Genomic DNA, 12,933 nt, shown 5'->3' on the forward strand with positions numbered 1-12,933 from the left:
CTCTGTGCTTTAGTATTTATCCACAGGATCAAATTTTATAATTTCCTAAACAATTATAAAAAGTGCCCGGTTGCGGCACTTTTTTGTACTTTAAGAAAGTTTAACTTTGTTAAAGGATTAAAGTATAAGAAAGGACATCGGCTTCCGCCATTGTGGGCGGAAAGCCGTGTCTTTCTAACATTATCATTAAAACAATGAAACTTATTTTGCATTCCTTCGTAAATAATTTAAAATAGTTTGAAGGGTGGATGAAAGTAAAGGATTACAACCCGCATTTTTTACATTAAAAATCATGAACAAACATGGAGGGAAAAGTATTGAAAAAAATTATGACATTAATCCTGACTGCAGCGCTTATTTTTTCGCCTGTAGGTAGTAATGTTTTTCAGGATCATTCAACAACTGTGGAAGCAAAATCTTATAAATCTGGTAAAAGAAGCTTTAACTTCAATAATAACAATAATACAAATAACAACTCGCTATTTCAAAACAAAAAGGCCGATACTAATACAAACTCTAATGCTACTACTAATAAGTCTACAACCACAACAAATCCTAAAGGTGGATTTAATTCTGGCGGGTTAATGAAGGGTCTTATGCTCGGCGGACTAGCAGGCTTGCTATTCGGTAGTTTATTTGCAAACATGGGAATTCTCGGCTCTATTCTCGGTTTAATGATAAACATACTTGCGATTATGATTTTAATAGCTATTGTTCGCAAAATATTCTTCTTAATTAAAGACAAGAAGAAAAAAGAGGATACGAATCCGTGGCAGAGTTAGTGATCCTCGAGCAGGATATAATTAACGCAGTTTGCGTTTATATATCACGCAAAAAGCATGTAAAGCCTGAGGAAGTCGAAGTAGAATTAATGTATGATGACGAATACGGCTTCTCTGCTGAATCATACGTTAATGGGTATAAGCAAATATTAATCACCGGTAACTTAATCGAGGCATTGCGGATATGGCTTCAGGAATTTTTAAACCGAGACCCTTATGCCGGAATTGAGCTTGTTCTTGATGATAATGAAGGTATAATTGCCAAAATTAATTAGTCTTGCAGGACAAAAAAAAGGCATCTGTAATTATTTGCAGATGCTCTTTTTATAGTGATATTATCGAATATCTCTTACAAACAACAGCTTATACAATTGTATAACGACTAGTGGTATCATCGCTAGGCTATAAATATAGCCTAACTGCATTCCGGTTAATGATGCAACCTCAAAAACACTCATTAAAGGTGGGACGAATAACACAATATGTAATAAGGCTATACCTAGTATAAATGCCAGCCAACTAAATTTATTTGTAAATACCCCAATTTTAAAAATGGACTGCTTCGACCTTGAATTAAATCCATGCAACAATCTTGATAAACACAATGTTGCAAATGCCATAGTGCTAGCAGTTGTATAGTCCCCTGTTGATAACCCCATACTAAATGCAATGATAGTAACAATCGCAATTATCAACCCTTCCATTATAACATTGGTTGCAAATGATTTATTTAATAATGGTGTATGAATATCTCTCGGTTTCTCATTCATGAGCCTATCATTATGCGGTTCTAACCCAATTGCTATTGCAGGTAAGCTATCAGTAAGTAAATTGATAAATAATAAGTGCACTGGTAGAAATGGTGCAGGTAATGCAAATATCGTTGCATACAATACGGTTAGGATAGCACCTGTGTTACCTGACAATAAAAACTTTATTGCGTTTTTTATATTTTCATATATGCTTCTACCATTTGATATCGCCTTTACAATTGTTGCAAAATTATCGTCAGTTAACACCATTGAAGATGCGTCTTTCGCCACTTCCGTTCCTGTTATTCCCATTGCAATACCGATATCCGCTTCTTTTAATGCTGGAGCGTCATTTACGCCATCTCCTGTCATGGCAACAATATTCCCTTTTTTCTGCCATGCTTTCACAATCCGAATTTTATGTTCTGGTGATACACGAGCATAAACTGAAATTCCCCCAACCTTTTCCATGAGTTCATTGTCAGTCATCTTCTCTACATCGTACCCTTCAATCGCTTCAGATGAATCATTTAATATTCCAATTTGTTTCGCAATCACCGAAGCTGTTACTTTATGGTCACCAGTAATCATCACGGGCTTAATGCCTGCTTTTACACAGTTTTTCACAGCATCCTTAGATTCTTTCCTCGGCGGATCCATCATTGCTGTTAAGCCTACAAATATTAAATCTTTTTCATCCTCAGTATGGATATCCTTACCTTCTGCCACCTCTTTATAAGCAAAGGCTAGAACTCTCAAACCATCCATAGAGAAGTGTTGATTAACTCGCTCAATCCCTTCTCGCATATCCTCAGTAAGATCAAGAATTCCTTTTGATGTTTCAACTTTAACGATTCTTGTTAGGAGTACATCAACTGCTCCTTTCGTAATCATGATTGTTTTTTCATTAATTTTATGAACAGTGCTCATTAATTTACGATTAGAATCAAAAGGTACTTCCGCTTTTCTAGGGTATTTTTCACGCACTGTTAATTCGTCTAAATCGTATTCTTCCCCAAAGTTTACTAGGGCAACCTCAGTGGGATCGCCTATTTCCTTTTTATCTAAAGTTACTGAATCATTACATAATAGCGCCATTAAAACAAATTTATATTGCAAAGAATTTTCTTTTTCTAATTGATCGTGTTGTTTCACAGTTAGGTCAAGAAATACTTTTTGAACAGTCATCTTATTTTGTGTTAATGTCCCTGTTTTATCAGAACAGATTACTGATATGCTCCCTAAACTTTCTACAGCATGTAGCTTGCGTATTATTGCATTTTCCTTTGCCATCTTTTGAGTTCCAAAAGCCAGAACAATTGTTACGATTGAACTCAAAGCCTCCGGTATCGCCGCAACTGCTAGAGAAACAGCAAACATAAACGAATCGACTAGCTCCCGTCCGCGAACAATATCAAGTCCAAAGATCAATAAGCAAATCGTAATAATTCCAATAGCTAACCTTTTCCCAAAATGATCTAGACTTACTTGTAATGGAGTTTTCTTTTCCTTTGCTGAATCCAACAAGTTTGCAATTTTCCCAATTTCTGTGTTCATTCCAACGGCAGTCACAATAGCAGTACCACGGCCATTTGTTATAAAGCTACCGGAGAATACCATATTGTTCCGATCACCGATTGAAACATCTTCGCTTAATTCTTTTCCGCTTGGCAGGACCTCGCTTGTAATTTCTCCGCTTGTAATTTCTCCGCTTGGCATTTCTCCGCTTGGCATTTCTCCGCTTGGCATTTCTCCGATAGAAATTTCTCCGCTTGGCACACAAGCGAGGGAAATTGGTTCACATGCTTTTTCAACAGCTACTGATTCACCAGTCAAAGAGCTTTCGTTAATTTGTAAACTATAGCTTTCTAGTAATCTTCCATCTGCACTGACATAATCACCAGCATCGAGATAAAGAATATCTCCTACTACAACCTCACGCGAAGGAATTTCAACCATTTTCCCTTCCCTCAAAACTTTTGCTGAAGGAGCTGACAATGCCTTGAGACTATTTAGTGACTGTTCCGCCTTTACATGTTGGATTGTACCAAGTAATGAATTTAAAATGACAACAAATAAGATTACAATTGTACTTTCTATTTCTCCTAAAAATGCCGAAACAATGGCAGCCACAATTAAAATGATTACTAAAAAATCTTTAAATTGCTCAAAAAAAACTTGTAACGTACTTTTCCGTTTTTGTTCCTCTAGCTCATTCAAACCATACTTACTCCGTCTTTTTGGCACATCAGCAGCACTTAAACCTTTTTCGTTAACTTCGAGCAACTTCATCGTTTCAGTAGATGAAATCAGGTAATATTTGGTCATTTATAATCACGGCCCTCTTGTTCTTTCTAACCTCTTTTATCTACGTTCCAATTTTTATACTACATATTAAAGATACTATTTTTCCCACATTTCTACAAAAAATTAACGATTTTCTCGTTTGTATAGCCTAAACAATATTGTATAAAAAAACAAGCTATCCTTTCCTCAATAGCTTGTTTTACATTACTCGATTTAAACAGCTGGTTGTTTTTCCTTCTTTTCATTAGTAAGGAACCAGCCAGCTGTTGCAATTCCAATTAGTACTATATAAAACGTAAGTTTCCATCCTGTTGAATGAACAAACTCTTCTGATAAAATACCAATTTCCGGATGGCCTAATGTCAATACCGAAAGTTTTACGCCAACCCATCCTACGATCGCGAACGCGGCGATCTCTAAGCCCGGTCGAGCATGGAGAAGTCTTACAAAAAAGTCTGCCGCAAACCGCATCAAAATAACTCCTATTATTCCTCCGGTAAATACTACAAGGAACTTACCGCCGTCCATTCCTCCGATTTGAGGGATATTCGTATTTGGTAGAGTAACTGCTAGTGCTACAGCCGCTAAAATCGAGTCCACCGCAAAGGCAATATCCGCTAATTCCACTTTAAATACTGTTGCCCAGAAACCAGATTGCTTTTTTTCTTTTTCGACCTTATGCTCATCTTTGCTTTTGAAGAAAAGCTTCCTGACGATATGATTAATTGCAATAAATAATAAATATATGGCCCCTATAGCCTGAACCTGCCACACATTGACAAGAAATGAAATTATAAATAATGAACCTAGTCGCAAAATAAACGCGCCTGCCAATCCATAAAATAACGCTTTTCTCCTTTCATCCTCCGGCAGATGCTTTACCATTACAGCTAAAACAAGAGCATTATCAGTTGCTAACAAGCCCTCTAGAACAATTAATAATAATAGTACCCACCCGTATTCCAATAAAATTGAAAAATCCATTCATTTTCCCCCTAAAAAAATGATTTTCGGTCAAATATTATCTTTGCTTTTTTAATTTAGTGTTTCCCTTGCGCATATTAACATTCTCCGATTTACCAATTTGAAAATTACCACCAACTACCTTTATTTACACCCATGTTACTTTGCACTGATTTATTACCATCAAACTAAGCACAAGGAAACCTTTACCGGCATCGGCAAAGGTTTCTAATACAATAAAAGACCTTTACCAGTAGGTAAAGGTCTTGCTAACAACAATATTTGTTGCCAACAAAGCCGGGAGAAACAAACTCCGAATTGACGACTTTGCTGTAAAAGCTACTCCCCTTTAGGAGAAATATTCAGTATTAGTAGTGATTATTTTAAGTTTAAACTATCTTTTATTTGTATGTCAATTAGATATGCTTTACTATCTAACAATCTATTAATTTATTTTTTATTTCGCTTAGACATTCTTCCTAATATAAATGCTCCAGCTGCAACACCAAGTACTGTATTTGTTTTTTTGTTAAATACTTGTTTTGCCACTAAATTTAAATTTTGTGGTCGTTCTGCAAGACGACGCATAAAATAGCCGTACCAATCTTTACCAAATGGAACATACGTACAGAAGTTATAGCCTTCTTTTGCTAATTGCAATTGAAGATCCTTTCTAAACCCGTAAAGCATTTGAAACTCATATTTGTCTTTAGGTATATTATTTCTTTTCACAAACTTTTTAATATGATTAATAATATTATGGTCATGAGTTGCAATGGATGTGAACTTACCGTTCAATAAATGCCACTCAACGACCTTTATGAAGTTTGCATCAATGTCCTTCTTTTCTTGATATGCGATTTCGGCTGGCTCTTTGTAAGCACCCTTTACAAAACGCAAACGTAGGTCTTTATATTTTTCTGTATATTCTTGAGCGCGATGAAAATAAGACTGAATAACCGCACCAACATTATCATACTCTTTCAAAAGCTCATCAAGAACATCATAGGAAGGCTGCAGGTGACTTGAATCTTCAATATCAATGTTTACAAACATATTGTAACCGCTTGCTTTTTTGAGAATTTCTTTCAAATTTTCCAACGCAAAATCAAAATCTATATCTAACCCTAGTTGGGTAGCTTTTAAAGAAATATGTGCATCTACATTATTTTCGTGAATAGCTTCAATAACTTCAAGGATTTTTTCTTTTGCCTCTGTCGCCTCTTCTTTTTTAAAGACAAACTCCCCCAAATTATCAACAGTACAAGAAATCCCATGAGCATTTAGTTCTTTAATGCTTTTTATTGTTTCCTCAACATTTGTACCAGCTACTACACTTTGTGCCCCTAATCGTAATCCATATTTTTTCGCTGCACTATTTAAAAATTGATTTTGAGATAAAGCAATAAAAAAATCTTTCAACATTGGAAATTCTCCTTATCAATATTATTTTATGATAATTTTAGCACATTTCATTATAAAACTGGTATTAAAATATTTTTCTAATATAGTTTACCAATTATTTTAAATAATATTAATAGTATGAAAAAATTGATTCTAATGACAAAAAAACCTTTTATTAAGCGAAATAAAGACATGAAATTCAAATAAATTGATAGAACGTGTGGGGAAATGTACACTTTCATGCAACAATTTCCAATACGAATTCAATCCTCATTGAACATCATGCCATATAGTATTTATTAACTTTCTGCTAATTTAGAAATTACCTTTTTGCCAGCAGACTTTTCATTTATTTCCTCAAGTGGTGTTGCTCTTTTTATAAAAAAGGCGAGAATTAAAGCAACAAGTGCAATGAAAGCTGCAACAAAAAATGAATAGTTAGTTCCTTCCAACATCGCTGTTGCTGTAATTTGCTGTTTCATTTCTGCTATTGACGCTGCAGTTTGCTGGCCAGCTACATCGCTCATTGCATTCGCCGTTAATTCAGCTGCAACCTTTTCGGACTTCGTAGACATAACAGTAACTAGCATCGCTGTGCCGATTGCCCCTGATACTTGATTTAACGTGTTATTCATCGCGGTACCATGAGGATAAAACCTTCTAGGTAATTGATTTAACCCGTTAGTTGAGACAGGCATCATTACCATTGACATCCCAAACATCCGAATAGCATGGAGAACCATTAAGTAAGTATAAGAGGTCTCAAAGGTTAATTTGCTGAAATAATATGTTGTAACGGTCATAATAGCTAACCCAACTATAGCTAATACCTTACCGCCATACTTATCGAATAATCTTCCAGTTATCGGTGACATGCCAGCCATTACAATCGCACCAGGAAGTAACATTAAGCCCGCATCTAGAGGTGAAATTCCACGGAGTGATTGTACATAGATTGGCAAAAGCAGCATTCCTGAAAACATCGCCATGTTTACTACGATCGTAATTGTTGACGATAAGGCAAACATTGGGTATTTGAAGATGCTAAAATTTAACATTGGCTCATCTTGCTTTGATTGTCTTAAAATGAACCATATCAATGCAATTAAGCCAATTATTATCGTCCCGTATACTTCTGGACTACTCCATCCTTTGTTCCCCGCAGAACTAAAACCATATAAAATTCCGCCAAAACCTACGCTAGACAATAATAACGAAAACATATCAAGGCTGATATCAACTTTTTCTTTTTTATCCTTTAGTAGGAAAAAGCCAATTAACAGCACGGCTACTGCTATCGGTGTCACAAAGTGAAAAAGCATCCTCCAATCATAATGCTCAATGATCCAACCTGAAAGGGTTGGCCCAATTGCAGGAGCAGCCATTAAAATAAGTCCAAATACACCCATGGCTGCTCCCCTTTTTTCAATTGGGAAGCTTATAAGCATAACATTCATCAATAATGGCATCATAATCGCTGAACCCGCAGCTTGCACCATTCTACCAGTTAATAGTATTGGAAAAGCGTGGGCCATTCCGGCAATTATTGTACCTATTGTAAATAAACCCATAGCAAATAAAAAAATATGACGAACTGAATATTTTTGAATTAGAAACGCAGTTGTTGGAATTAATATTCCGTTTACTAACATAAATCCTGTTGTTAACCATTGAACAACGGATGCGTCAACCTTTAAATCAACCATTATCGACGGAAGCGCAATATTTAATAATGTGTTATTTAAAAATGCAATAAAGGCACCAATCATCAAAATTGAAAGAATCCCATATGGCGGACGATCAGTATTGTTTGTGGATTCTATATTTTTCTTAGAAAAGTCCATTATTTCCCCCCCTGTTTACTCTGTATGATGCGTCGATCAACAAAATCTTTTCAGATAATCTATATCATAAACCATTAGCTCCAGTTTTACATTAAAAATGAATGTTTCTTTTAAAAAAACATGATATCGATAGTATCTCACTATATTAAAAAATCATTACTGCGTATAAGGAATTGTCCAGTAAATCAATATTTTAATTCTAAATAAATATTATTTCTTTTACATGTAAAACATATTTTTGATACATGTAAAATCATATTTTCGATACATGTAAAATCATATTTTCTATACATGTAAAATCATATTTTCGATACATGTAAAATCATATTTTTATTACATGTAAAATCATATTTTTGTAATCATAAGGCTAGGAGGAACGATAAATGACGGGAGCCACTGAAGATATCAGTAAGACATTTTGCTATAGTGAATACGATGAATTAAAAAGAGTGATTTTATGCGAACCCCATTACATGACAATCCGCGATGTCATTAATGAAACACAGAAACATTTTGAAAACGAAGGAATCCATATTGAACGTGCAGTAGAACAGCATGGACAGTTTGTAAAAACATTACGTGACAACGGTATTGATGTGGTTTTACTTCCTTATCACAAAAAATACCCTGAACAGGTGTTTACACGCGATATTGGGTTTACACTAGGTCATACCATTTTCGTAGCAAAAATGGCAAGTAACGTGAGAAAAGGCGAGGAAGATGTGTTAAAGCAATGGTTGGATGATGAAGAGATTTCATATTTTAATTTACTGGAGGACCGTATTGAAGGCGGTGATGTTATCATTGACCGCAATACGATTTACGTCGGTTTAAGTGAACGAACAAACCAGAAAGCCGTTGATCATTTACAAAGTATTTTAACCCAATTCAATATAATCGCTGTTCCTTTTAAAGAAAGATATCTTCATTTAGATTGTGTATTCAATGTTATTTCAAATGAAATAGCATTAATCTATCCTCATGCCCTAACAAAAAAAGACGTTGAGTTATTTTCCTCCCGTTATGAGCTAATAGAGGTAACGGAAAAGGAACAATTCACATTGGGTACAAATGTTTTGGCAATAGGAAATAATAAAATACTAAGTCTCCCTGTAAATGAAAATGTTAATAGACAGCTGCGATCTAAAGGCTTTGATGTGATTGAAGTAGACATTACAGAAATTATTAAATCAGGTGGATCATTTCGCTGTTGCACACTACCAATTTTGCGTGGGAATGGGATGCAGAGCTACTATCATTTACGTATGTAGCTAGGATTTAATCGATTTTTTTCAAATGTAATCCGGGTAATCGGGCTTATTGCGGAAATCGGCCTTATTGCGCGTTATCGGCCTTGTTGCATGTTATCGGTCTTGTTGCATGTTATCGGGCTTGTTGCAGAAATCGGGCTTGTTGCGCGTTATCGGGCTTATTGCAGAAATCGGCCTTATTGCGCGTTATCGGCCTTGTTGCAGAAATCGGCCTTGTTGCAGAAATCGGCCTTATTGCATGTTATCGGGCTTGTTGTAGAAATCGGCCTTATTGCATGTTATCGGGCTTGTTGCAGAAATCGGCCTTATTGCGCGTATTTAAGGGATTGTTTATAATCTTAGTTAGCATACGGACATAGGTTCCGTTATTTTGAAAAAAAGACCTGTTTGTTGAATTTAACGGACTCAGGATACGTTATTCGACTGAAACACGTTCATTTTTGATTGGTTTTCATCAAATAACGGATCTGTGGTCCGCTATAATAATTATGGGCTAGCATTTTAACAAAATAACGGATCTGGTGTCCGTAAGCTTTCTTTTCCCCTTGTTTAAGACTTTTTTCATCGAAAACACACCCGGTTTTTATTTGCTCACGATAGAAACCTCGTTTGATTCCTGTCATACTTTTCTAACCTACTTGGACAACCACCTCTGCCTCACTTGATTCCCGTTCGATCAGTTTGCCATCGCATACAACCACCACTAAACTTACTTGATTCCCGTTCGATCAGTTTGCCATTGCATACAACCACCTCAAAACTTTACACTGACGGAAGATACAAACATAATATCAAGAACAATCGAATCCAACGGAACGCCCTATAACTTCAAGTTTTTGGCAGTTGAATTTGATGATGGTCAATCTACAAATGGCGCTTGTAATGTAAATTTTTCTATAGGCGGGATTCCTGTTCTGCCATTATTGAGCATAAAAATGGAGACATAATTACAAGGTACGATTTAGGAATGCCTTCGTTCGCTCAAACTGAGGATTTAAAAATAATTGGGATGGATGTGCAGACTCCACAATTTCTCCATTATCCATAAAAATAACTCTGTCCGCTACATCTCTAGCAAATCCCATTTCATGTGTTACAACAATCATTGTCATATGTTCTTTTGCTAAGTCCTTCATTACTTGCAATACTTCCCCTGTTAATTCAGGATCTAAAGCTGAAGTGGGCTCATCAAACAACAAAATTTCAGGATCCATCATAAGTGCACGGGCAATAGCAACACGTTGTTTTTGACCACCCGAAAGGTTAGCAGGGTATGCTGCAGCACGATCTGAGAGCCCAATTTTCGCTAACAACTCAGAACTTTTTCGTTGAATATCGGTATTTAATCCTTTTTTATGTAATTTCGGAGCGATCTCAAGATTTTCCTTAACGGTAAGATGAGGAAAAAGATTAAAATGCTGAAATACCATTCCCATCTTTGCTGTGATCTGTTTAATTTCCTGTGGTTTTGAATAGACTCCATCTTTTACAAGATAATCACCATCGACGCAAATACTCCCACCATTGATTTCTTCTAGATGAACTAAACCCCGAAGCATCGTACTTTTCCCAGAACCAGACGGTCCGATGACAGCTACGACCTCGTTTTTATTTACTGCAAATGTAATTTGCTTTAAGACCTCAAGGTTTCCAAACGATTTTTTCATATTGGACACTTCGATAATTGCCACCATTACCCTTCCTTCCTATTGAAACGTAAACCGCTGTTCTAGCCATTTAAAGAACATGGTCAATATAAGCGTCATAACCAAATAAATTATACCTGCGACGAAGAAAGGCACAATCGTAAAGTCGCGATTGACTGCTGTTTGCGCAAAGTGTAGTAATTCTGGAACAGCCACTGCATAAAGTAAAGCAGTATCTTTTACTAACGTAACGGATTCGTTGGCAACTGCTGGCAAAGCAATACGAAACATTTGTGGTAATACGATGTGTACAGTTGTTTGCCATTTCGTCAACCCTAGTACTTGTGCTGCTTCATATTGACCCTTATCAATTGCGAGCAAACCACCACGAAAAATTTCTGCAAAATAGGCTGCATAGTTCAAGATAAATCCAATACAAGCAGCTACAAAACGGTCAAAGACTAAATATTCTCCAACTACAGGCAGCATTGGTAACCCAAAGCATATTAACAATAGCTGTAGTAGTAATGGTGTTCCACGCATTACATATATGTACCCTTGTGCAAATAGAGACAGTGGCTTAAAACTACTTCTCACTGCTAGTGTTAAAACAAATCCTAATGGAATGGATGCCACAATAGCAATGATGAACAATAAGACAGTCATCTGTGCCCCTTCTAGCATCGGTTTAAGAATTGTAATTAAGTAATCCAGAGACATAGAGAATTCCTCCATAATTTAAAAGCGCTGGAGTTTACAAATGCGCAATTTTTGATTTTAGCAAACAAAAAGGCTATCCCCTTGGGATCTGACCGCTCTGGCAATTACAAGTTAGCATTGGGATACTGTTTTAACTAAGCTAAGTGTAGTGGCCAGAGGTGCCTAACCCTAATGTGGGACAGCCCCTTTTCATCCTAATTTAATATTACTTTAATACTTTGTCTTCACCAAACCATTTAGTAGAAATCTGAGCTGCCGTGCCATCTGCATTAAGTTCATCTAATGCAGCTTGAAGCTTATTTAACAACTCTTCATTTCCTTTTTTAACACCAATTCCATATTCTTCTGGTGCTAATGATTCTTCTAGAACCTTAAATGTTTGCTGCTCTTTCGTCATGTAATAATTAATAACAATTTCATCAATTACAACCGCATCAATACGGCCACTCTTCAAATCATTTAACGCTAACACATTATCAGCAAACTCTGTAACAGTTTTAATTTTATCTTTAATCGGATTCGCATTTAAAGCATCTGATGCAGATGAAAGAGATTGAAGTCCAACAATTTTGTCTTCCAAATCAGCTAGTTTCGTAATATCTGAATCCGCTATTGTCACAACAACTTGAGCATTTTTTAAATAAGGCTTTGTAAAAAGCACCTTCTCTTTACGTTCATCGGTAATAGTATAACCATTCCAAATCAGATCAATACGGCCACTGCTTAACTCAGATTCTTTAGTTTTCCAGTCGATCGGCTGAAATTTAGCTTCTAAGCCCATTTTTTCTGCTGCAGCTCTTGCATAATCAATATCAAATCCAACGATTTCATTATTTTCATCTCTGAATCCCATTGGTGCAAATTTATCATCAATACCGATTATAAGGGTGTTATCTTCATTTTCAACATTCCCCGCAGAATCTGAAGAACATCCTGAAATAATCGAAATTACCATTATTATCGCTAAAACACTCATCATTAAACGTTTCATATGTTGAACCACCTTTAAATAAATTATGATTATGATCTATTACTTTAGCATGCTACCATGTTATCATGCTATCGCACTAACATATTATAACACTATAGCTTTATAAATTACAATATCCTACAAATTGTTCGATATTTTGACACCCTCTTTATACCACTGCGGGTATATGATAAAATGATTTTTAAAGGACAATAGTCTCATAGTTATTTATTCATGAGGTTTAAAATCTCCGTTTAGATTAAGGAAGTGAAAG

At 35.8% G+C, this 12,933-nt stretch carries 10 protein-coding genes; 3 read left to right on the forward strand and 7 right to left on the reverse strand.

What is annotated here, in order from left to right; translation table 11 throughout:
• The first annotated feature begins 317 nt into the window (after positions 1-317).
• Together D612_RS0105300 and D612_RS0105305 are read left to right on the forward strand one after the other, a co-directional pair.
• Positions 318-782 (forward strand): hypothetical protein, encoded by a 465-nt coding sequence (locus tag D612_RS0105300; protein WP_017754454.1) that lies wholly within the window; start codon positions 318-320, stop codon positions 780-782.
• Positions 770-1,057, forward strand: a complete 288-nt coding sequence (locus tag D612_RS0105305; protein WP_017754455.1) for a YxcD family protein — start codon at positions 770-772, stop codon at positions 1,055-1,057. Before D612_RS0105300 ends, D612_RS0105305 begins: the two co-directional genes overlap by 13 nt.
• A 60-nt stretch (positions 1,058-1,117) precedes the next feature.
• Here the strand turns inward: D612_RS0105305 and D612_RS17940 are convergent, their stop codons facing one another.
• From D612_RS17940 to D612_RS0105325, 4 genes are all read right to left on the reverse strand, one after another.
• Positions 1,118-3,862 carry a cation-translocating P-type ATPase gene (locus D612_RS17940; protein ID WP_017754456.1) on the reverse strand — a complete coding sequence of 915 codons (2,745 nt, stop codon included), beginning with the start codon at positions 3,860-3,862 and terminating at the stop codon, positions 1,118-1,120.
• A gap of 192 nt (positions 3,863-4,054) precedes the next feature.
• Positions 4,055-4,825 carry a TerC family protein gene (locus D612_RS0105315; protein ID WP_017754457.1) on the reverse strand — a complete coding sequence of 257 codons (771 nt, stop codon included), beginning with the start codon at positions 4,823-4,825 and terminating at the stop codon, positions 4,055-4,057.
• Positions 4,826-5,254: 429 nt separating this feature from the next.
• Entirely contained in the window at positions 5,255-6,229 is a 975-nt protein-coding gene (locus D612_RS0105320) for a proline dehydrogenase family protein (protein WP_017754458.1), read from the reverse strand.
• Positions 6,230-6,507: 278 nt separating this feature from the next.
• Positions 6,508-8,052 carry a DHA2 family efflux MFS transporter permease subunit gene (locus D612_RS0105325; protein ID WP_017754459.1) on the reverse strand — a complete coding sequence of 515 codons (1,545 nt, stop codon included), beginning with the start codon at positions 8,050-8,052 and terminating at the stop codon, positions 6,508-6,510.
• Positions 8,053-8,435: 383 nt separating this feature from the next.
• On the opposite strand from D612_RS0105325, the gene D612_RS0105330 reads away from it, so the two are divergent.
• Positions 8,436-9,323 (forward strand): dimethylarginine dimethylaminohydrolase family protein, encoded by an 888-nt coding sequence (locus tag D612_RS0105330; protein WP_017754460.1) that lies wholly within the window; start codon positions 8,436-8,438, stop codon positions 9,321-9,323.
• Between the two features lie 947 nt (positions 9,324-10,270).
• Here the strand turns inward: D612_RS0105330 and D612_RS0105340 are convergent.
• The 3 genes from D612_RS0105340 to D612_RS0105350 all read right to left on the reverse strand — a co-directional run bounded on the left by D612_RS0105340 (position 10,271) and on the right by D612_RS0105350 (position 12,680).
• Complete coding sequence (locus tag D612_RS0105340; RefSeq protein ID WP_026092405.1) at positions 10,271-11,014, reverse strand: amino acid ABC transporter ATP-binding protein; 744 nt, start codon at positions 11,012-11,014, stop codon at positions 10,271-10,273.
• A 15-nt stretch (positions 11,015-11,029) separates the two neighbouring features.
• Complete coding sequence (locus D612_RS0105345; protein ID WP_017754463.1) at positions 11,030-11,689, reverse strand: amino acid ABC transporter permease; 660 nt, start codon at positions 11,687-11,689, stop codon at positions 11,030-11,032.
• A gap of 205 nt (positions 11,690-11,894) precedes the next feature.
• Positions 11,895-12,680: an amino acid ABC transporter substrate-binding protein gene (locus D612_RS0105350; RefSeq protein WP_017754464.1), complete on the reverse strand. Its 786-nt coding sequence runs from the start codon at positions 12,678-12,680 to the stop codon at positions 11,895-11,897.
• Between the last annotated feature and the right edge of the window lie 253 nt (positions 12,681-12,933).

Source organism: Calidifontibacillus oryziterrae (genome assembly GCF_000331575.1).
Lineage (GTDB): Bacteria > Bacillota > Bacilli > Bacillales > Bacillaceae_J > Calidifontibacillus_A > Calidifontibacillus_A oryziterrae.

Bases quoted from the DNA above. Each gene is read 5' to 3' on its own strand.
- D612_RS17940 (WP_017754456.1), bottom strand. From the start codon at position 3,862: ATGACCAAATATTACCTGATTTCATCTACTGAAACGATGAAGTTGCTC.
- D612_RS0105350 (WP_017754464.1), bottom strand. From the start codon at position 12,680: ATGAAACGTTTAATGATGAGTGTTTTAGCGATAATAATGGTAATTTCG.
- D612_RS0105330 (WP_017754460.1), top strand. From the start codon at position 8,436: ATGACGGGAGCCACTGAAGATATCAGTAAGACATTTTGCTATAGTGAA.
- D612_RS0105320 (WP_017754458.1), bottom strand. From the start codon at position 6,229: ATGTTGAAAGATTTTTTTATTGCTTTATCTCAAAATCAATTTTTAAAT.
- D612_RS0105345 (WP_017754463.1), bottom strand. From the start codon at position 11,689: ATGTCTCTGGATTACTTAATTACAATTCTTAAACCGATGCTAGAAGGG.
- D612_RS0105325 (WP_017754459.1), bottom strand. From the start codon at position 8,052: ATGGACTTTTCTAAGAAAAATATAGAATCCACAAACAATACTGATCGT.
- D612_RS0105315 (WP_017754457.1), bottom strand. From the start codon at position 4,825: ATGGATTTTTCAATTTTATTGGAATACGGGTGGGTACTATTATTATTA.